The following is a 19,805-nucleotide window of genomic DNA, read 5'->3' on the forward strand; positions in this document are numbered from 1 at the left end:
AGTCATGAGTATCTACGGCGCTATGTTTGCCGGTGTGTCCGGACTGGCAGCCCAGAGTAATGCCCTCAGCATGATCTCTGACAACATCGCCAACGTGAACACCGTCGGCTACAAGGGCGTGACTGCGCGCTTTTCGACCCTGGTCACGCAGGCGGCTACACAGACGACGCATACGCCCGGCGGCGTGAACTCCTCGCCCTTTTCCTACATCGACCGTCAGGGGCTGCTTCAGGGCTCGGCCTCCGGCACCGATCTGGCGGTGGCCGGCCAAGGCTTCTTCGTGGTCAACGAAGCCGCGAACCCTGGCTTCGGTGACGACTTCTTCTTCACCCGGGCCGGGTCTTTCAATCCGGATCAGAACGGTAATCTGGTGAATACCGCCGGCTACTACCTGCAGGGCTACGACTTGCGCAACACGACGCCGCAGCCAAGCTCCAGTACCTTTACCGGCCTAACCACCGTCAACATTGCCAATCTCTCGGGTAGTGCCTCGGCCTCCACGAACATTGCCCTCGGCGTCAACCTGCCCTCGACAGCGCCCACTACTGCGCCGGGCAACACCTTCTCGGTCACGTCTCAGGTGTTCGACTCCCTCGGCAACGCCCACGACATGGATATCGTCTTCACCAAGACGGCTGCGAACACCTGGACCTGGGCCGCCAGCAACCCAACACTGGACGGTGGTGCGACGTCATCGGCAACAGCCGCCGGTACGGGTACGATAACCTTTGCCACCGACGGTACGCCCTCGGCCTTCTCGCCGGCGGCCCCCAGCATCACCCTGACCGGCTTCACCACCGGTGCCGGCAACTCCACCATCACGCTGGATCTGGGTACGGTCGGCGCCACCGATGGCCTCACCCAGTTCGCCGGCGACTTCACGATCTCCAATATCGATCAGGACGGTGTGCGCTTCGGCAACTACACAGGCATAACCATCAGTGAAGAAGGCATCGTCACAGCCCTGTTCGATAACGGGCAGAGACTGGACATCTATCAGCTACCGCTCGGCATGTTCCGCAATCCCAACGGCCTGGAAGCGCGGACCGGCAACGTCTACCTGGAGACCAACCGCTCCGGTAACTTCCAGCTCAATCTTGCCGGCAACGGCGGTGCAGGCGATGTGGCACCCGCGGCACTGGAAGCCTCCACAGTCGACCTGGCTGAGGAATTCACCAAGATGATCATCACCCAGCGCGCCTACTCCGCGAACACCAAGGTGATCACAACCGCGGATGACATGCTCGAAGAGCTGATCCGCGTGAAGCGATAAGTTAACAGCCTGAGGCCCGGTGTGCCGTAACCCTATGATTTTCGGCTGCCGGGCCATTAAGGAACGCTTCAAGTTTTCTAAATCAAGCCTTAACTACCTGATTTAGCGAATTTTAAACAGCGCGAGCCTATCCTTGGAAGCAATGAGAGTTTGTGATGAACCACGGGAACTGTTTGATGTACTCCGACAGCTCAGGTAGGCCGAGCAACATCATAGGTCCGGCAGGCAAGCCGCTGACCCTTGACGACCTCCCCCCGCCCTCGACGAGGCGCTGGGTGATCCGTCGCAAGGCAGAGGTCGTGACCGCCGTGCGGGCTGGTCTCCTGACCTTGGAAGAGGCCTGCGAACGCTACAATCTCTCCGTCGAGGAGTTCCTTTCCTGGCAGAGCCTGATCGACAAGCACGGGATGCGCGGCCTGCGGACGACGCGCCTGCAGCAGTACCGGCGCGTGACCGGCCGCATGACCGGTCCGGAGAAGGGCGACGATAGTCACTCCGGTTCCTGACGCGACCGCCGGACAGTTCTGCCGGCAGGTTAACGAGACCTTACACTCTTGATCGAAACCCCGCCGGCATGATCCCGCGGGGTTTTCTTTTTAGGCATAGCCTTGGATACCGCACAAATGTGCGGAAAAAAATTCCCAGCAAGTAGGCAATATTTGCCCCGCTGTTAACGACGCATTTACCGGAACTGCCTAGGCTAAAAAACATAAGCCAGCCAATACGATGAACTGAGTTTGCTGGCTGCCCGAAGTCTTTTTGGTCGAGGACTTCGCCCCAGGGTCGGTAATGTTCAGGACGGTACATTTTGAACTCTCTTCTAGAGACGCTGAAGAACCTCGGGCCCGCGCGGCTCGGCACCATGGCTGCGGTTGCAGCCGGCGTGATTGCATTCTTTATCTATCTGACAAGCCGGCTGGCTTCGCCGGACATGTCCTTGCTTTACGCCGATCTTGACGCGCAGGACAGCGGACAGATCATCGCGCGCCTGGAACAGATGAATGTGCCCTACCGAATCACCGAAGATGGGGCGAGAATCCTTGTGCCCCAGGATCAGGTCGGCCGCACACGTCTGGTTATCGCCGAAGAGGGTCTGCCGAGCGGCGGCTCGATCGGCTACGAAATCTTCGACCGCTCCGAGGGTCTTGGCACCACCGACTTTGTACAGAACATCAATCATGTCCGGGCGCTGGAAGGCGAGCTGGCGCGGACCATTCGGTCGGTCTCCAATGTCAAGCAGGCCAGGGTCCACCTGGTTCTGCCGCGCCGCGAGCTTTTCAGCCGCGAGCGTCAGGAACCAAGCGCCTCCATCGTGCTGATGATCGGCGGCTCGCGCGGTATCGACCGTCAGCAGGTTTCTGCAATCCAGCATCTTGTTGCCGCGGCCGTACCCGGCCTGAAGCCCTCGATGGTCTCCATCATCGACGACAGCGGTGCGCTCCTGGCCCGCGGCGCCGCTGAGGGCGCGGTCGAGCAGTCGGCTTCACGCGCTGAAGAGATGCGCGTCGGCTACGAGGCCCGCATGGTGCGGACGATCGAAGAACTTCTGGGGCGCTCTCTCGGGGCGGGAAATGTCCGGGCTCAGGTCTCTGCCGAAATGGACTTCGACCGGATCACCGAGAACGCGGAGATCTTCGACCCCGACGGCCAGGTCGTGCGCTCAACCCAGGTCGTCGAAGAGCAGGCCAACAATCAGGACGGGGCACCCGCCGGCGTCACCGTCGGCAACAACCTGCCAGACGCCCTGCCTGACCTCGATGACGGCAGCGGCAGCCAGAGCCAGACCTCGCGCACCGAAGAAACGGTGAACTACGAGATCACAAAAACCGTGAAGACCCATATACGGGAGGCAGGCATGGTGCGCCGCCTCTCGGTCGCGGTCATGGTGAACGGCAAGAGCAGCCTGGACGAAGAGGGCCAGCAGGTCTACGAAGCCCGCACCGTTGAGGAAATCGACAAGATCAAGGCTTTGGTACGCTCTGCCGTCGGTTTCGACGAGGAGCGCGGTGACGTCATTGACGTGGTCGAGATGCCCTTTGTCGTCTACGACGATGTCGAAGGTATTGCCGACTCGCAATTCCTTGGCCTTACCAAGGCCGATCTGATGCGTGCGGCCGAGCTGCTGGTCCTGGGTGTCGTCGCCGTGCTGGTTCTGCTGTTGGTGGTGCGTCCCCTGCTGGGCCGCCTCCTCGAGGTGGATGAGACCGAAGTTGGCGAAGCGGGCGTGGCCCAGTTGCCGGACGGTACGACCCAGCCTGTTTTGACCGGCCCCGATGGACAACCTGTCCCGCGCCTGCCAGGCGATCCGGCAACCGCGATCGCCACCAGAGTGGACAGCAATGGCATCCCAACGGAAAACAGCATCGCTAACGAAATCGACCAGATGATCGACCTCAATCAGGTGGAAGGCCGGGTCCGCGCCTCTTCCGTACGCAAGATCGGCGAGATCATCGAGAAACACCCGGAAGAGGCAGTCGGTATCATCCGCGGCTGGCTCTACGCCGACGCCTAGGCTGGAGAACGAACGACGATGGCGCGCGAAGATCTTCAAAGTATGAGCGGTCCCGACAAGGCCGCCCTCCTCATGCTGGCGGTCGGCGAGGACAATGCCGCCCGGCTGTTCGGCATGATGGAGGACGACGAGATTCGCGAACTGTCCCAGGCCATGGCGAATCTGGGCACCGTCACCTCCGAATTGATCGAGCAGATGCTGGTCGAGTTCGCCGACCGCATCTCCACGACGGGCTCGGTCACCGGCAACTACAGCAGCACCGAACGGTTGCTCGCCAAGGTTCTGGACAAGGACAAGGTCGATGGAATCATGGAGGAAATCCGTGGTCCCGCCGGCCGGACCATGTGGGACAAGCTGGCGAACGTGAACGAGATGGTGCTCGCCAACTATCTGAAGAACGAGTATCCGCAAACGGTTGCCGTGGTGCTCTCCAAGATCAAGCCGGAACACGCCGCAAAGGTCCTGGGCGTCCTTCCGGAACCCTTTGCCATGGAAGTGGTCATGCGCATGCTGCGTATGGAGGCCGTTCAGAAGGAGGTTCTGGACGACGTGGAGCGCACGCTGCGCAACGAGTTCATGTCGAACCTCGCCAAAACGAACCGCCGCGACTCCCATGAACTGATGGCGGATATCTTCAACTATCTCGACCGCACTCTGGAATCGCGCTTCCTCACAGCCTTGGAGGAGCGCAACCGTGATTCGGCGGAGCGCATCAAAGCCCTGATGTTCACCTTTGAGGATCTCGGGAATCTCGACACCGGCGGCGTGCAGACGCTGCTCTCCGCGGCCGACAAGGACAAGTTGTCAATTGCCCTGAAGGGCTGCTCGGAATCGCTGCGCGACTTCTTCTTTTCCAACATGTCGGAGCGCGCCGCGAAGATCATGAAAGAGGATATGCAGTCCATGGGCCCGGTCCGTCTGAAGGACGTTGACGAGGCCCAGATGTACATGGTCACCACCGCCAAGGATCTCGCCGAGAAGGGTGAGATCGTGATCAGCGAAAGCAAAGGAGAGGACGAGCTCGTCTACTAGACGGGCCCGGGCCAAGCTATGGATTCTCAAGAGAAATTCCTCTTCCAGACTTCGTTCGACACGGACGCCCTGGCGCGCGCCGCCGAGGCGCAGGCGGCCGCCGAGCAGGAGGTCGAGGAACCCCCTGCCCCGACCTTCAGCGAAGAGGAACTGGCGGCGGAGAAGGAAGCCGCCTTCGCCGCAGGAAGGGCCGAAGGCATCACCGAAACGGAGCACGGTATTGCCCGCCGGACGGAAGAACAGCTGGCGGCTTTGACGGCCCGATTCGAGAGCCTCTCGGAGGCTTTTGCCACGCAGCTTGCCGATCAGCATCAGGATACACTGCTGGCGGCCATGACCGTTGTGCGCAAGCTGTTCCCGAAGCTGAATCGCGAAGGACGCCTCGACGAAGCCCAGGCTGTGGTCGAGGACTGCCTGGAGCGTCTGCGCGACGAGCCGCGCATCGTTGTTCGGGCCACCGATCAAGAACTGGACAGCTTGAAAGCGCATGTCGACGCCTGCATCAAGCGTAGCGGCTTCAGCGGCAAGGTCGTCTTTCTCGCTGACGACCGGCTGTCGACGGGGGACGTCAGGGTGGAGTGGGCCGACGGCGGCGCCGAACGGGACCAGACTGCGCTGTGGCAGGAAATCGATGCGATTGTCGACCGCATGCTGTCGCCCAAAACGCAAAAAACGACCGCGGACACAGCGGGCAAAGCTGCGCCAGAGAAACCGCAAAGCGCGGAGCAGAAGGCGCCCGCTGCCCCAAAGAAGGCTGCCCCAACGAAAGTTACTGCAAAGAAAGCACCTGCAAAGCCGGCGTCGCCGGCTGATATCGAGCCGCTGCGGCGGGCAAAGACCGCCTAGCGGCGATAGGTTTGAAGGAGGTCTCAATGACCGACGAAGACAATTTGGATCTGGCTGACCTGGACTTGGACGGCATCACCCCCGACCAGGCAGACGAAGACGAAGACAGTCAACTGCCTGACGGCGGCAAGCCGCCGACCAATGCGAAGGAGCTGGAGGCTGTCTACGACATTCCGGTTCAGGTCTCCGCCGTTCTCGGTAAGGCCAACATGCAGGTCAGTCAGCTATTGAAACTCGGCCGCGGCGCCGTTGTGGAGCTTGACCGAAAAGTCGGCGAAGCGATCGACATCTATGTCAACAACCGTCTCGTCGCCCGCGGTGAGGTGGTCGTCGTCGAAGAACATCTCGGTGTGACCATGACTGAAATCATCAAGGTAGACCGAAGCTAGGCAACCTATTCAGCGGAAACGAAGCAAGATGGCAAACACAGAAACGACAAGCGGTGGCGGCGAGTTCGCCGTGGTGCCAGAGGCACCGCGGCTGCGCCCCAGTGTCGATTTCGCCACCTTGCTGGGTGTCAGCGGCGCTTTTGCCATGATCGTAGGGGCGATGATGCTGGGCGGCCAGCCGGAGGCCTTTCTGGACATACCCGCGGTCCTGATCGTCATCGGCGGCACCTTCCTGGTGACCACCGTGTCCTTCAGCCTCGGCGAGGTGGGACAGGCTCAGGGCGTTATGTTCCGGGCCGCCGTCTATCACAGCGAAACGCCGGAGAACGCCGTTGTACAAGCGCTATATCTGGCCGATCTGGCCCGCAAAAAAGGACGCCTGAAGCTCCAGAACGTTATGGAAGACCTGTATCAAGCGCCGTTTCTGTACAAGGCGATCACCCTGGTGGTCGACGGCCTGCCTGCTGAAGAGGTTGAGCGCATCCTTGCTCAGGAATCGCAAACCACCTACGCGCGCCACCTGCGGTCAGCCGGTGTCCTGCGGCGCGCCGGTGAAGTCGCCCCGGCCATGGGGTTGATCGGCACGCTCATCGGTCTGGTGCAGATGCTGGGCAATCTCGACGACCCCTCGGCCATCGGTCCCGCCATGGCGGTTGCCCTGCTGACAACTTTCTACGGCGCGGTGCTCGCCAACATGGTGTTTACGCCGCTCGCCAGCAAGCTCGAACGCAATGCGCAGATCGAAGCGGTCGTGCGGCAGGTCTACACCATCGGCGCGGCGTCGATCAGCCGACAAGAGAACCCGCGCCGCCTTGAGCTGATGTTGAACACTATCTTGGCGCCCCGTCAGCGGGTCGACTACTTCCATTCGTAATGCAGTACCGGAATCAACAGTTAGGACGTGGAGAGAAGGCATGCGGCTTCTCATTGTAGGAACACTGGACGGACATATCTCGACAGCCGGCAAGCTGGCGCTGCAAAGCGGCGCAAAGGTTGCCCATGTCGACGATGTAGAAAGCGCCATGAATGCGCTGAGGTCGGGCCAAGGGGCCGACCTGGTAATGGTCGAGGTCAACCTGGATATCCAGGCCCTCTGCCGCAGCCTGGAGACGGAGCGCATTGCCGTTCCTGTCGTGGCCTGCGGTATCGATCCCGAACCGAGCGCCGCAGCGGACGCCATCCGGGCCGGCGCGCAGGAATACATCCCCCTGCCACCGGACGCGGAATTGATCGCAGCCGTTCTTTCGGCCGTGGCAGAGGAAACCAGTACCGTGGTGTTCCGCGACCCGGTCATGAGTAACGTCCTGCGCTTGGCCGAACAGTTTGCGCCCTCGGATGCGAGCGTCCTCATCACCGGTGAATCCGGCACCGGTAAAGAGGTCATGGCCCGCTTCCTGCACAGCAAATCAAAGCGCGCCAGCGAACAGTTCATTTCGGTCAACTGCGCTGCAATCCCCGAAAACTTGCTGGAGTCCGAGCTTTTCGGTCACGAGAAGGGCGCGTTCACCGGTGCCGTAACGCGCCGGATCGGCAAGTTCGAAGAGGCCAACGGCGGCACCCTGCTTCTCGATGAAATCACCGAGATGCATCCGCGCCTGCAGGCCAAGCTTCTTCGCGCGATCCAGGAACGTGAGATCGACCGTGTCGGCGGCGGTAAGCCGATCAAGGTCGACATCCGCTTGATCGCCACCTCCAACCGCGACCTGGAGGAAGCGGTCCGGGAGGGCAATTTCCGGGAAGACCTTTACTACCGGCTGAACGTTGTCAATGTGCCGCTGCCGCCGCTGCGCGAGCGCCCTCAGGACATCGCGGTCCTGGCCGAACACTTCGCGGCAAAGTACGCGGAGGCCAATGCGCTTCCGGCGTTGAAACTCACTGCAGAGGCCCATGCCGTGCTCTCCCGCCATCACTGGCGCGGCAACGTGCGCGAACTCGAAAACACCATGCATCGCGCCGTCCTGCTGGCCCGCGACGGGATTATCGACCCCAACGCGATCATCCTGACGGGGCAGAGCCTGGCGCCCGAAACCGGTGAAACCGGCGCTGCCGGCGCAGCTTCGGAGGATGGTGAGCTCCCCGGCGACGTCAAGGCGCTGGTTGGCCGCACCGTTGCCGACGTCGAGAAGGACCTGATTCTCGACACCCTGCAGCATTGCCTGGGGAATCGCACCCATGCGGCCAACATCCTCGGCATCTCGATCCGCACTCTGCGCAACAAGCTGAAGCTCTACAGTCAGGACGGCGCTGCCGTACCCCTGCCCGGCGAGCAAGAGCGTGCACCCGCCTGATCTAGGCCGCGGAGGTCGATAAGAGAGCCAAGATGGCGGAAACCAATGCAGAAGAAGGCGGCTCCAACGGCAACTCGCTGACCAGCATCGTGAACATGCTGAAGCGCGGCGATGTCGCCCTTGCGCTTGGCGTGACCGCAATCCTGGTGGTCCTGATCCTGCCGATGCCCAGCTGGATGCTGGACGTCTCTCTAGCCGTCTCCATGACCTTCTCGGTGCTGATTCTGATGACGGTGCTGTTCATCGGCAAGCCGCTGGAATTCAGCTCCTTCCCTACGGTGCTGCTCATTGCGACGATGATGCGCCTGGCACTGAACATGGCCTCGACAAGGCTCATTCTGTCGGAAGGCCATGACGGAACCGATGCCGCCGGCAAGGTGATCGAAGCCTTCGGCAACTTCGTGATGAGCGGCAGCTTCGTCATCGGCATTATCATCTTCGGCATCCTGGTAATCGTGAATTTTATCGTGATTACAAAGGGTTCCGGGCGAATTGCCGAGGTGTCGGCTCGCTTCAGCCTGGATGCCATGCCGGGTAAGCAGATGGCAATCGACGCCGATCTTTCCGCCGGTCTTATCGACGAGGCGACGGCGCGCGCCCGCCGCAAGGAACTGGAAGACGAGAGCAACTTTTTCGGCTCCATGGACGGTGCCGCCAAGTTCGTGCGCGGCGACGCCATCGCCGGTCTGATGATCACCTTCATCAACGTCATCGGCGGCATGATCATCGGCGTCGCTCAAAAAGACCTCAGCTTTGGCGAAGCCGCCGAAACCTACACACTGCTGACGGTCGGCGACGGCTTGGTCAGCCAGATCCCGGCGCTGATCGTTTCCACCGCCGCCGGCCTGCTGATTACCAAGTCGGCCGGCACGGGCTCGATGGACAAGGCCCTGATCGGACAGCTCAGCGGCTATCCCCTGGCCCTTGGTCTCTCCGCCTTTCTGATGCTGGCGCTGGCCTTGCTGCCCGGCATTCCGGCGCTGCCGTTCCTCACGCTTTCGGCGATCGCCGGCGGTCTGGCCTGGATGGCCAGCAAGCGCAACGCCAAGATCTCCGCCGAGACGGCTCTTCTGGCCAAGTCCGAGGCCGCGGCAGCCCCGGTCGCCGAAGAGCCGATTGCCAATGCGCTGCAGATCGATCACGTCCGCCTCGAGCTCGGCTACGGGCTGCTGCCCATGATCAACGGCCAGGGCGGACAACGCCTGACGGATCAGATCAAATCCCTGCGCCGACAGCTGGCCCAGGAGATCGGCTTTGTCATGCCCTCGGTCCGTATTCAGGACAATCTGCAGCTGCCGGCCAACACCTATGTGATCCGGGTGAAGGAGATCGAGGCCGGCCGCGGCGAGCTGCGGCCGAACATGCTGCTGGTCATGGACCCGCGCGGCGAGAAGATTCCGCTGCCCGGCGAAGAGACGGTTGAGCCGACTTTCGGACTGCCGGCCCTCTGGTGCGAGGAAGGCAGCCGCGAAGAGGCCCTCTTCCGCGGCTATACCGTGGTCGATCCGCCGACCGTGGTCACGACGCATCTGACCGAGATGATCAAGGACAACATGTCTGAGCTGTTGTCCTATGCCGAGACCCAAAAACTGTTGGATGAGCAGGACAGCGAACAGCAGAAACTGATCGCCGACCTGATCCCCAGCCAGATCACCGTCGGCGGCCTGCAGCGCGTTCTTCAGAACCTCTTGGCCGAACGGGTCTCGATCCGCGACCTGCCGACCATTCTGGAGGGGGTTTCCGAGGCCTGCGGCTATACCCGCAACGTGACGGCCATTACCGAGCACGTGCGGGCGCGCCTGGCGCGGCAGATCTCCAACGATCAGGTGAATCCGCAGGGTTTCATCCCCATGATCACCCTTTCCCCGCAGTGGGAACAATCCTTCGCCGAGGCCATCGTCGGCGAAGGCGAGGAGCGGCAGCTCTCCATGGCGCCCACGCGGCTGCAGGAGTTCATCGCCGCGGTCCGCCAGACCTTCGAGCGCCACGCCATGCTCGGCGAAAGCCCTGTTCTGCTGACCAGCCCGCCGGTCCGCCCCTTCGTACGTTCGATCATCGAACGCTTCCGTCCGGCAACCGTGGTGCTGTCGCAGAATGAGGTCCACGCCAAGGCCAAGATCAAGACACTGGGTCAGATCTGATGCTGCTGCGCAGCTTTTCCGCAAAGACCCTGCCGGAGGCAATGGAGCAGGTGCGCCTCGCCCTTGGCGACGAGGCCATCATACTCTCAACTCAGGAAGAGGGCTTTGCCGGTGTCAAGGTCACGGCAGCGCTGGAGGCCGACGACGACAACGACTTTCGGCCGGGTCCGCCGACCAGTGAGTTGGCTGTCGCCGACCGCATCGCCTCCGTGCTGGACCATCACCGGGTTCCCCGCGGCCTCGCCGACCGCCTGCTGAACGCCGCCGCCAGTCTACAGGCCGACGACTGGGTCATGGCCCTGGCCGCCGCGCTGGATTACGAGCTTGGTTTTCTGCCTCTGTCTGAAATCGGTCCCGGCCGGCCGATTATGCTGATAGGCCCCTCGGGTGCCGGCAAATCCGTGACCAGCGCCAAGCTTTGCGCCTGCGCCCGCCTGGCCGGCGCCAGAAGCCTGCTGATCACCATGGATTCCGACAAGGCCGGCGGCCGCGCCCAGGCCGAAACCTTTGCCGATGTTCTGGGTGCGCGGCTTGTCTGTGCAAGCGACCCCGAGGCTGTTGCCAAGGCGGTAAGCCAGCGCGAAGCCGATGAGATGGCTGTCATCGATACCATCGGCAGCAACCCCTTCGACGGCCAGGAGCTGCGCTATCTCAGCGAAACCGCCGAAGCGGCGGCAGCCACTCTGGCCCTGGTTCTGCCGGCCGGCGGGGATCCGGCGGAGGTCGCCGACGCCGCCTTGGCTTACAGCCAGGCAGGTGCGCAGGCCATGATCCCGACGCGCCTCGATGCGGCACGCCGTTTCGGTGGCCTGCTCGCCGCCGCCCATGTCGGCGGCATGCAGTTTCTTGCCGCCGGGGTTTCCCGGCATATCGGCGCAGGCCTCACGGCCCTCAATCCGGTTTCCCTCGCACGGCTTCTGAGCACCTGCGAACCCTTCGAACCCTCTTCCCTTGCCGCTGCGGACTGACAGTATGATTGGATCTCCCTTGATAGACTCCGAGCAGAGGCCGCAGACCTGCGCAAACATGTTTGCCGTCGCTTCCGGCAAAGGCGGGGTCGGCAAGACCTGGCTGTCTGTGACTCTGTCCCAGGCCCTGGTGCGGCAAAACAAGTCCGTCCTGCTGTTCGACGGCGATCTGGGGCTTGCCAATGTCGATATCCAGCTCGGCCTGCAGCCGGGCCGAGACCTCGGCGGGGCCCTGGCCGGCAAGTACACCCTGGCGGAAGCCGCCTGTGGTCATCCCGATGCCGGATTCGATGTAATCGCCGGACGCTCCGGCTCGGGCGGGCTCGCAAGCCTGCCAGCGCCGCGCCTGAAGGGCTTGCTGAAAGACCTCGCCGCGCTGTCGCACGACTATGACCAGGTCGTCCTCGATCTCGGCGCCGGTCTGGAGCAGACCGTCCGGCAGCTCGCGGGACTCGCCCGGACCAACCTGATCGTCGTCACCGATGAGCCGACCTCGTTGACCGACGCCTATGCCTTCATCAAGCTGGCACATCTCCAGGATCCCGGCAGCGATATTCGCGTGGTGGTGAACATGGCCGCATCGCCGGCCGAGGGCGAGCGCACCTACGCCACTCTGCTGAAGGCCTGCGAGTCGTTTTTGAAAATCTCACCCCCCCTGGCCGGAGTCGTCAGGCGCGATTCCAAGGTAAAGGACACCATCCGCCACCAAATGCCGATCCTCACCCGGCACCCGACCAGCGATGCCGCCGCCGATGTCGAAAAACTGGCCGCCCGGCTGATCCGGCGGCAGTGATCGGAGTTGGCCCATGCGTGACCTCTTCGCCAGCTTCACGGCAGGCACCCCAAGAACCGCCGGGGTCACGGTCACGGAAACGACCGGACGGCTGATCGATCCGGCGCCGGAAATAGCCCGGCTTGCCGCCGGCCAATATCTGCGCGGCCAGGTGATCGGACAGGATGAAGCCGGGTTGCTCATCCTTCAAATCAGACTGGCCGTCGTAAAGCTCGCTGCGGCAAGAAACCTGGCGGTCGGCAGTGAGGTGGTGCTGCAGATCCGCAGTGGGGGTCCCCAGCCTACGGTGGCGCTGCTGCCCGTAGACGGCCCTGCCCTTCCGGCCCCAGCAGGTGGCGATCCACTGCCCACAAGGGGTTTGGGGGCACTCACCCCGACGGCGCCCGGCGCACAACCAGTCGCCCCCCCGGATCCGATTTCGCGAGCGGCCTTTATCCGCGCCATCCTGCAATCGGCTCCGCCGCTGCCCTTGCTGGCCGGGCTGCCAAGTGCGGAACCGGGAACCGAGCTGCTGCTTCGCATTCTTTCCATCGGCGCCCCCGGCCCCCAAAACCAAGGCACCGCGGCCCTTCCCAGCGGCCAAGCCGGGCCAGCGATTCCCGGGCCGGGCGGCGCTGCGGCACCCGCCATCGGAGCAGGAACCGCGGGCGGGAGCGGGATAACAGCCGGCCCGGGACAGGGCACCCCAGGCTCAACGCCCGGCGCCCTCCCCGGCGCGGGAACCCCACCCACATCCGGGGCCGCAACGCCGCCCACCCAAGGCCCAGCGAGCAATGGCGCGGCGACGCAAACGCCGGCAGGCAGCGGCGCCGCTGTGACCACCGGCCTTCCTCCCCAGGGGCCAAGCGGCACAGCGCCGGACGCCGGCCTGCGGCTGGCGCCGCAGACGACGGTCATCAACGCGGGCCGAAGCGTCGCCGCCGCTCTTCAGGGCGTCACCGCCGAGGGCGCCTCCCGGGCCGCCGGAACCACGGCGGGCAGCGCCGCTGCCGATGGCCCGGAGGCGATGCTCGGCGACGGCAAGGCCCTGCGGCTGACCGGCCTTGTCACGGCCAGGAGCGGCAGCGGCCCGGCCATCCTTCACACAGCCATGGGCGCGATCACCTTGAAGGCACCGGTCGATCTTCCGACCGGCGCCAGCCTGGCCCTCGAGGTGCTGGTGCCGGGCAGCGGCAAGACAGCCCTGCCGCCGATCAGCTTCGCCACCCCCTGGCCCTCTGCAGATGCCGTTGAGGAGGCCTTGCTCGGCGGCCTTCCAAGTGCCCAGGCCGAGGTTCTGCAACGCGCCCTGCCTCAGGTTGGGCCCCGCCTCAGCTCCGGCATCCTGTTTTTCCTTTCAGCCATCAACCAGGGCAGCCCTCTGGCGTGGCTGGCCGGGCCGGCCGCCGCCCTGGAGCGCGGCGAGCGTGGCGAGTTCCTGGATCGCCTCGGGCGCGAGCTGGCGGGCTTGAGCCGCAGTGTAGAGACCGCCAGCGGGGAATGGCGCCTGCTGCAACTGCCGGTCTGGAGTGACGAAGGCCTGCGTGAGCTGCGCCTGTTCCTGCGCCAGCAAGCAGGCGGTGGCGGACAGCAGGATGACGAGGCCGGCGACAAGGCAACGCGCTTCGTTCTGGAGCTGGAACTGAAGCATCACGGAGAGCTGCAGCTCGACGGCCTCGTGCGCGCGCAGCAGTTCGATCTGATCCTGCGCAGCCGCCGGCGCCTGTCGGCGGTCATGCGCGGCGATCTCCTGGCTCTTTTCGAAGAAGCCAATGCGATCGCCGGTTATCGTGGACGGCTGGTGTTCCAGGCATCCCCCGACTGGACACAGCTTCTCGCCGCTCAGGCTGCCAAGACCGAAAACGCAACACTTCAGATTTGATTGTTGGCTGCTCTCACCGAGAGCCGGTCAGGAAAGCCGTCTTCCCCAAAGAGTCTTCAGTTGCCGCCCGCTGCATGACGGCGATGGAGTTCGAGGCCGACCTCGTCCGCCACGGCCTGCTCACGCTTAGAGTGCTTCTGGGCTTCCCGGCGTTGGTGATTGCCGTGGGCAGTCTCGTACTTCTTCAGTTCCTGAAAGGCTTCCGTGATCTCGTCGCGCGCCGCGGCCACGGAGCGATCCACCTCGGCAATCGACTCCTCGATCTTTTGCCGCCGCTCAAGACTTGCCCGGATGAAAGCCGGTAGCGCAATACTGGTTACATCGGAGCGGGCAGCAACTTCCTTTTCGTGCTGAAGTTCCGCATCAAGCGTCGCGATGTTGCCGGAGAGCCGCTCTCGCAGTTGCTCAAGGGCCACCAACTTCTGGCGCTTTTCGTCCAGATTCCAGCGATGCACGCGCACCAATTGATCAAGAGCCGTCACAGCCATTTATCTCCTGAGAAACCGTTTACCCATTCGCTTCCAGCCCCGCCACCGGCGGTTCGGCTGGAACGTCTGACAGCTTATCCGCCGCCGCTTCTGATTGCCTTAAGTTGAGCGCCTCGGCCATGCGCCGGCGCCTCTTTTCAAAGTCTTCCGATGGTTGGCGCACCCGTAGAACGCCACTTTCATCGGCTGACTGTTCTTCAGAATGCAACGCTTGGGCGCTTGCACCCTCTTCCGCGACCTGTCCATCGGCGACCGCTTCTGTCTCGGTTGCCGGGTCCTGTAGCGGCTGGCTCGCACCGGCATCCACCACCGGCGCGGGCAGGCCGAGCAGCTCTGCCAGGCGCTCATAACCCTCACTCAGACCGCTGCGCTCTTCCTTCCTCTGGCAGAGAAAAGCTTCGATATCCTGATAGTAATGGATCGCTTCGTCGATCGCCGGGTCGCTGCCCTGCTTGTAGGCGCCGATGCGAATCAACTCAGCCATGTTCTCATAGGTGGACATCAGGCCCCGCGCCCGGTCTACCAGGGTGTTTTCGGTCTCGGAATTGCAGGCCGGCAAGGTCCGCGAAACGCTGCGCAGGACGTTGATGGCGGGGTAGCGGTTGCGCTCCGCGACCGCGCGCTCCAGAACGATATGGCCGTCGAGGATGCCGCGCACGGCGTCCGCCACCGGTTCGTTATGGTCATCGCCTTCCACCAGAACCGTGAAGAGGCCGGTGATGGCGCCCTCGTCCACGCCGGGCCCGGCGCGTTCGAGCAGCCGCGGCAGTTCGGCGAACACCGAGGGAGTGTAGCCCTTGCTGGCGGGCGGCTCTCCGGCGGAGAGCCCGATCTCGCGCAGTGCCATGGCAAAGCGGGTGACGGAGTCCATCAGGCAAAGGACGTCCCGTCCCTGGTCGCGGAAGTACTCGCTCAGCGTCGCTGTAAGATGGGCGGCCTGACGACGCATCAGCGGCGGTTCATCCGAGGTGGCGACGACGACGACTGAGCGGGCCAGCCCTTCCGGCCCCAGATCGTCCTCCAGCCACTCCTGAACCTCGCGGCCGCGCTCGCCGATCAGGCCGATCACGTTGACATCGGCCTCGGCATAGCGCGCCAGCATCGACAGCAGCACCGACTTGCCGACACCCGAACCGGCGAAGATGCCCATGCGCTGCCCGTTGCAGCAGGAAAGAAAGGTGTTGATGGCCCGCACGCCGAGATCGATCTTGCCGCCGACCCGATTGCGGCTATGGGCCGGGGGCGGCGCCGCGCGCAACGCATAGGCCAGGGGCCCACTGGGCAAGGGGCCTTTGCCGTCAATCGGCTCGCCCATGGCATTGACGACCCGGCCCAGCCAGGCCGACGACGGACGGATGACAGGGTCGCTCTCCAGAACCTCCGCCTTGCAGCCCAGGCCGACGCCCTCCAGCGACCCGAAGGGCATCAGCAGGGCGCGCTTGTTCCGGAACCCGATAACTTCACAGGTTACCTTGCGGTCACCCTGAGCCAGGATGACGCAGCGCGATCCGATGGAGAGGGCCTGGTCGAGGCCCGCGACCTCCACAAGCATCCCCAGAACGCCGGCGACGCGGCCATAGAGACGGTAATCCGCCACCTGGCCAATTTCCTTAATAAATGCGGAAACCACCATCCCTCAATCGACCCCGAGAGGCTTTAAAGCCTATTGATATTGACCTCGACAAGCAGTGTCGGTCATCGGGCTTAAGGTTGAGTAAAGTCGGTTCCAGTGTCATGCGGACGATGAATTGAGCGATAAAAGCACAATCGTTTCGCGGCAATTGGAGCCGGTAAGAATTTATTAACAAACACTTGGCAAAATGGTTAATAATCAAATCCCAGGCGAAATATACAGGCATTAGGTCAAACATCATGCGAGTTCTGCTTGTCGAGGACGATACCGCTACCGCTCAAGGCATCGAGATGATGCTCCGGTCAGAGGGTTATGTTTGTGACACGACCGATATGGGCGAAGACGGCCTCGAAATCGGCAAACTATACGACTACGACATCATCATTCTTGATTTGATGCTGCCGGACATGGACGGCTATGAAGTCCTGCGCCGTTTGCGAGCAGCGCGGGTGAAAACGCCGATCCTGATCCTGTCGGGCCTTTCCGGTCTGGATGACAAGATCAAGGGATTGGGCGTCGGAGCCGACGACTACCTGACCAAGCCGTTCGACAAACGGGAGCTGGTTGCACGCATCCAGGCAATCGTCAGGCGCTCCAAGGGGCACTCGGACTCGGTCATCTCGACCGGCAAGCTGACGGTCAATCTGGACACCCGCACCGTCGAGGTCGACAGCCAGCCGCTGCATCTGACAGGCAAGGAATACGGGATCCTGGAGCTGCTGTCGCTGCGTAAGGGGACGACCCTTACCAAGGAGATGTTCCTGAACCATCTCTATGGCGGTATGGATGAGCCGGAGCTGAAGATCATCGACGTTTTTGTGTGCAAGCTGCGCAAGAAGCTGGCCAACGCGACGGGCGGCGACAACTACATCGAGACCGTTTGGGGCCGTGGCTATGTGCTGCGCGATCCGGTCAACATGGAAGGCGCCGAACCGACCAAGCAGGCCGCGTCAGCCTAAGGGCCCGCCCTCTGTAAGGAAACGGGACCACCAAGCCAAACATCAGGCAGGTTGCCGCCAGGCATACCCGCCCCCAGAGATGAAAAAGGCCGACTTCCTCAATGGAAGTCGGCCTTTGTCTGTCCGCCAGGCACTGAAGCAATGTGAAAGCGGGAAGAAGCCCCAGGATCGGCGCAACCCGGATTGTCGACTGAGTGCTAGCCTGCTTTGCGGTCTTCGGTGGCGTCACTGCCGGTCAGGCGATAAACACCGCGCTGTCCCGGGATAACCTCGAAGCTGTCGGAGATACCAAGCACCGTCTCGGCGCCGCCCAGGTAGAGGTAACCATCGCCGGGCATAATCTTCGCCATTCGGTCCAGGACCTGGCCCTTGGTTTCCTGGTCGAAATAGATCAGGACGTTGCGGCAGAAGATGACGTCAAAGGTGCCCAGGCCGCTCGGGCTGTCCAACAGATTGAACGGCCGATAAGTCACCATCTTCTTGATGTCGTCGTTGATGCGCCACTTCTCTCCATCCTGGGTGAAGTACTTCATCAAGAGGGTGATCGGCAGCCCCCGCTGCACCTCGAACTGCGAATAGAGTCCCTCTTGCGCTTTGCTCAGAATCTCTTTTGAGAGGTCCGTCGCCAAAATCTCGACGTTCCATCCGGCCAGCTTTGCGGCCTCTTCCTTCAAAATCATCGCAATCGTATAAGGCTCCTGACCGCTCGAGGAAGCGGCACTCCAAATACGGAGCTTCTTCGCCGTCTTCCTGGCTTCCAGGAGATAGGGAAGAACAATATCCTTGAACTGCTCGAAGGGCCTGTTGTCACGAAAGAAGAAGGACTCGTTGGTCGTCATCGCCTCGGTGACATCAACGATCATGCCTTCGTCCTGCTTGGAGCGCATCGCGGAAATCAGCGCTTCAAAGCCGTCGAGGTCCCACTTGCGCGCGACCGGGTTCAAACGGCTCTCCAGCAAATAGGCCTTTTCCTGCGTAATCACCAAGCCGGAGCGTTGGTAGAGCAGTTGGGCAATGTATTCAAAATCTTTCACATTCATGCCGCTGACCTCATGACCATCTTGCGGACGCTGGGTCCGATTTCCTTGAGCGGAAGAACTGCAGAGCAGAGCCCGCTCGTAGCGACCGCCCCCGGCATACCCCAGACCACACTGGTGGCCTCATCCTGTGCGATAACCGCACCGCCGGCTTCGACAACTTTCTCGGCGCCCTTTTTGCCGTCGCTTCCCATACCCGTAAGGATGATGGTAAGCAAGCCGGCCCCATAGATCGGCGCCATAGACCGTAGCATCGGGTCAACCGCTGGCCGGCAGAAGTTCTCCTGCGGGCCCTGGTTAAGAACGATTTGCTGTCCGGCCCCCTTCGATTCCACCACCATGTGATAGTCGCCCGGGGCCATGTAGATCCGGCCGGGCTCAATCATCTCTCCGTGGACCGCTTCCTTCGCCGGGACGCCTGTCGCGCGGGCAATGTGCTCGGCAAGCAACGTGGTGAAAGTCGCCGGCATGTGCTGGGTAATGAGTATCGGCAGCTTCACCGTGGAGGTCATGTCAGCAAGCACCTCCAGAAGTGCCTGAGGGCCGCCAGTCGAACTGCCGATTGCGATGATACGCGGATTCACGATCGGCTGCTTCCGGAGCACGATCTCACGGCCACCGTACAGCTTGCCGGTAGAGCGCGGCGACTCCTTGACGACGCCCGCGGCCGGCTTGCTCGGGCGCGCACCCGGCGAACTGCGGGTCGCGGCGGCGAGCGCCTTGACCTTCTCGGTGAGTTCGCGCTGAAAATTGTCGGCGGATGTCAGTTCGCTGGTCGAACTCGGTTTGGTCACATAATCCGCGGCACCAGCCTGCAGGGCCCGCAGGCTGACCTCCGCGTTCTTGCGAGTCAGCGCCGAGGCCATCACGACCTTGACGTTCGGCTGTGCTGCGAGCAGCTTCGGCAGAGCCGTCAGCCCGTCCATAACCGGCATCTCGATATCGAGGATAATGACCTCGATATCGTAGCGCTCCAGAGATTTCAGAGCGATTTCACCGTTCCCGACCGAGGCCACGACCTTGATGCTGCGATCCGCTTCAAGCGAGCGCGTCAGCAGACCGCGGATGACAGCGGAGTCATCGACCACCATCACACGGTATGGATCGTCGGTTCCATTCTCATCAAGGGACGAAGCACCACTGTCTTCTTGCATCAGATAAGGCCTACCTGGACGAATTTCGATTCGATAATGTCGCTGTCAAAGGGCTTCATAATGTACTCGTTGGCGCCGGCTTCCATGGCCTTGCGGATATGTTCCATGTCGTTTTCCGTCGTGCAGAACACCACGACCGGCTGCGAATCGCCGCCGAGCGCGCGAAGTTCGGTGAGGAACTCCAGCCCGTTTTTGACCGGCATATTCCAGTCGAGCAGAACGGCATCAGGCATCTCGCGTTGGCATGCTTCGATGGCCTTTTGGCCGTCTTCGGCTTCCTCAGTGCTGAAGCTGAGGCCCTCAAGAATCTTGCGCGCAACCATGCGCACGACCTTCGAGTCATCTACGATCAGGCAGGATTTCATTTCTTAGCTCCAACATCCTCTCCGGTTGTGGATCACCTCAGGCGGCGACCTGCCACATACCGGAAC

17 protein-coding genes and 1 pseudogene are annotated in these 19,805 nt (G+C 62.4%); 13 read left to right on the plus strand and 5 right to left on the minus strand.

Annotation, left to right across the window (positions count from 1 at the left end):
• Nucleotides 1–4 precede the first annotated feature (4 nt).
• The 12 genes from flgE (at nt 5) to ACP146_RS15365 (ending at nt 14,103) form a co-directional block, all read left to right on the plus strand.
• On the plus strand, nt 5–1,273 hold the full coding sequence (gene flgE / locus ACP146_RS15310) for a flagellar hook protein FlgE (protein ID WP_422367619.1): 1,269 nt from the start codon (nt 5–7) through the stop codon (nt 1,271–1,273).
• A 176-nt stretch (nt 1,274–1,449) separates the two neighbouring features.
• Nucleotides 1,450–1,779 carry a DUF1153 domain-containing protein gene (locus ACP146_RS15315; protein ID WP_422367620.1) on the plus strand — a complete coding sequence of 110 codons (330 nt, stop codon included), beginning with the start codon at nt 1,450–1,452 and terminating at the stop codon, nt 1,777–1,779.
• Nucleotides 1,780–2,081: 302 nt separating this feature from the next.
• On the plus strand, nt 2,082–3,785 hold the full coding sequence (gene fliF, locus ACP146_RS15320) for a flagellar basal-body MS-ring/collar protein FliF (RefSeq protein ID WP_422367621.1): 1,704 nt from the start codon (nt 2,082–2,084) through the stop codon (nt 3,783–3,785).
• Between the two features lie 18 nt (nt 3,786–3,803).
• The gene (gene fliG / locus ACP146_RS15325) at nt 3,804–4,817 is read left to right on the plus strand and encodes a flagellar motor switch protein FliG (RefSeq protein WP_422367622.1); all 1,014 of its coding nucleotides are present in this window, start codon (nt 3,804–3,806) and stop codon (nt 4,815–4,817) included.
• Nucleotides 4,818–4,835: 18 nt separating this feature from the next.
• Nucleotides 4,836–5,663 (plus strand): hypothetical protein, encoded by an 828-nt coding sequence (locus ACP146_RS15330; RefSeq protein WP_422367623.1) that lies wholly within the window; start codon nt 4,836–4,838, stop codon nt 5,661–5,663.
• A gap of 26 nt (nt 5,664–5,689) precedes the next feature.
• Nucleotides 5,690–6,052, plus strand: a complete 363-nt coding sequence (fliN, locus tag ACP146_RS15335; protein ID WP_422367624.1) for a flagellar motor switch protein FliN — start codon at nt 5,690–5,692, stop codon at nt 6,050–6,052.
• 28 nt (nt 6,053–6,080) lie between these two features.
• Nucleotides 6,081–6,926 carry a motility protein A gene (locus tag ACP146_RS15340; protein WP_422367625.1) on the plus strand — a complete coding sequence of 282 codons (846 nt, stop codon included), beginning with the start codon at nt 6,081–6,083 and terminating at the stop codon, nt 6,924–6,926.
• Between the two features lie 40 nt (nt 6,927–6,966).
• The gene (locus ACP146_RS15345; RefSeq protein WP_422367626.1) at nt 6,967–8,340 is read left to right on the plus strand and encodes a sigma-54 interaction domain-containing protein; all 1,374 of its coding nucleotides are present in this window, start codon (nt 6,967–6,969) and stop codon (nt 8,338–8,340) included.
• 32 nt (nt 8,341–8,372) lie between these two features.
• Nucleotides 8,373–10,481, plus strand: a complete 2,109-nt coding sequence (gene flhA, locus ACP146_RS15350; RefSeq protein WP_422367627.1) for a flagellar biosynthesis protein FlhA — start codon at nt 8,373–8,375, stop codon at nt 10,479–10,481.
• Nucleotides 10,481–11,449 carry a GTPase gene (locus ACP146_RS15355; RefSeq protein WP_422367628.1) on the plus strand — a complete coding sequence of 323 codons (969 nt, stop codon included), beginning with the start codon at nt 10,481–10,483 and terminating at the stop codon, nt 11,447–11,449. Before flhA ends, ACP146_RS15355 begins: the two co-directional genes overlap by 1 nt.
• A 58-nt stretch (nt 11,450–11,507) precedes the next feature.
• Entirely contained in the window at nt 11,508–12,242 is a 735-nt protein-coding gene (locus ACP146_RS15360; protein WP_422367629.1) for a MinD/ParA family protein, read from the plus strand.
• A 13-nt stretch (nt 12,243–12,255) separates the two neighbouring features.
• Nucleotides 12,256–14,103, plus strand: a complete 1,848-nt coding sequence (locus tag ACP146_RS15365) for a hypothetical protein (protein WP_422367630.1) — start codon at nt 12,256–12,258, stop codon at nt 14,101–14,103.
• A 56-nt stretch (nt 14,104–14,159) separates the two neighbouring features.
• On the opposite strand, the gene ACP146_RS15370 is transcribed toward ACP146_RS15365, so the two are convergent.
• The gene (locus tag ACP146_RS15370) at nt 14,160–14,585 is read right to left on the minus strand and encodes a flagellar export protein FliJ (protein WP_422367631.1); all 426 of its coding nucleotides are present in this window, start codon (nt 14,583–14,585) and stop codon (nt 14,160–14,162) included.
• A gap of 322 nt (nt 14,586–14,907) precedes the next feature.
• Nucleotides 14,908–16,224 (minus strand): annotated as a pseudogene (gene fliI, locus ACP146_RS15375) (flagellar protein export ATPase FliI); the annotation flags it as partial.
• Nucleotides 16,225–16,463: 239 nt separating this feature from the next.
• Between fliI and ctrA the strand changes: the two are divergent.
• On the plus strand, nt 16,464–17,183 hold the full coding sequence (gene ctrA, locus ACP146_RS15380; protein ID WP_422367632.1) for a response regulator transcription factor CtrA: 720 nt from the start codon (nt 16,464–16,466) through the stop codon (nt 17,181–17,183).
• 197 nt (nt 17,184–17,380) lie between these two features.
• Here ctrA and ACP146_RS15385 read toward each other — a convergent pair whose 3' ends face one another.
• From ACP146_RS15385 to ACP146_RS15395, 3 genes are read right to left on the minus strand one after another with little or no spacing between them, the layout of a single operon-like run.
• On the minus strand, nt 17,381–18,223 hold the full coding sequence (locus tag ACP146_RS15385; protein WP_422367633.1) for a CheR family methyltransferase: 843 nt from the start codon (nt 18,221–18,223) through the stop codon (nt 17,381–17,383).
• Entirely contained in the window at nt 18,220–19,374 is a 1,155-nt protein-coding gene (locus ACP146_RS15390) for a protein-glutamate methylesterase/protein-glutamine glutaminase (protein WP_422367634.1), read from the minus strand. Before ACP146_RS15390 ends, ACP146_RS15385 begins: the two co-directional genes overlap by 4 nt.
• A complete protein-coding gene (locus ACP146_RS15395; protein WP_422367635.1) occupies nt 19,374–19,739 on the minus strand; it encodes a response regulator in 366 nt (121 codons plus the stop codon). Before ACP146_RS15395 ends, ACP146_RS15390 begins: the two co-directional genes overlap by 1 nt.
• Nucleotides 19,740–19,805 lie beyond the last annotated feature (66 nt).

Origin of the sequence: Pelagibius sp. (assembly GCF_965249265.1) — a bacterium.
GTDB lineage: Bacteria > Pseudomonadota > Alphaproteobacteria > Kiloniellales > Kiloniellaceae > Pelagibius.

Bases quoted from the DNA above. Each gene is read 5' to 3' on its own strand.
- flgE (WP_422367619.1), top strand. From the start codon at position 5: ATGAGTATCTACGGCGCTATGTTTGCCGGTGTGTCCGGACTGGCAGCC.
- ACP146_RS15315 (WP_422367620.1), top strand. From the start codon at position 1,450: ATGTACTCCGACAGCTCAGGTAGGCCGAGCAACATCATAGGTCCGGCA.
- fliG (WP_422367622.1), top strand. From the start codon at position 3,804: ATGGCGCGCGAAGATCTTCAAAGTATGAGCGGTCCCGACAAGGCCGCC.
- ACP146_RS15330 (WP_422367623.1), top strand. From the start codon at position 4,836: ATGGATTCTCAAGAGAAATTCCTCTTCCAGACTTCGTTCGACACGGAC.
- fliN (WP_422367624.1), top strand. From the start codon at position 5,690: ATGACCGACGAAGACAATTTGGATCTGGCTGACCTGGACTTGGACGGC.
- ACP146_RS15340 (WP_422367625.1), top strand. From the start codon at position 6,081: ATGGCAAACACAGAAACGACAAGCGGTGGCGGCGAGTTCGCCGTGGTG.
- ACP146_RS15345 (WP_422367626.1), top strand. From the start codon at position 6,967: ATGCGGCTTCTCATTGTAGGAACACTGGACGGACATATCTCGACAGCC.
- flhA (WP_422367627.1), top strand. From the start codon at position 8,373: ATGGCGGAAACCAATGCAGAAGAAGGCGGCTCCAACGGCAACTCGCTG.
- ACP146_RS15355 (WP_422367628.1), top strand. From the start codon at position 10,481: ATGCTGCTGCGCAGCTTTTCCGCAAAGACCCTGCCGGAGGCAATGGAG.
- ACP146_RS15360 (WP_422367629.1), top strand. From the start codon at position 11,508: ATGTTTGCCGTCGCTTCCGGCAAAGGCGGGGTCGGCAAGACCTGGCTG.
- ACP146_RS15365 (WP_422367630.1), top strand. From the start codon at position 12,256: ATGCGTGACCTCTTCGCCAGCTTCACGGCAGGCACCCCAAGAACCGCC.
- ctrA (WP_422367632.1), top strand. From the start codon at position 16,464: ATGCGAGTTCTGCTTGTCGAGGACGATACCGCTACCGCTCAAGGCATC.
- ACP146_RS15385 (WP_422367633.1), bottom strand. From the start codon at position 18,223: ATGAATGTGAAAGATTTTGAATACATTGCCCAACTGCTCTACCAACGC.
- ACP146_RS15390 (WP_422367634.1), bottom strand. From the start codon at position 19,374: ATGCAAGAAGACAGTGGTGCTTCGTCCCTTGATGAGAATGGAACCGAC.
- ACP146_RS15395 (WP_422367635.1), bottom strand. From the start codon at position 19,739: ATGAAATCCTGCCTGATCGTAGATGACTCGAAGGTCGTGCGCATGGTT.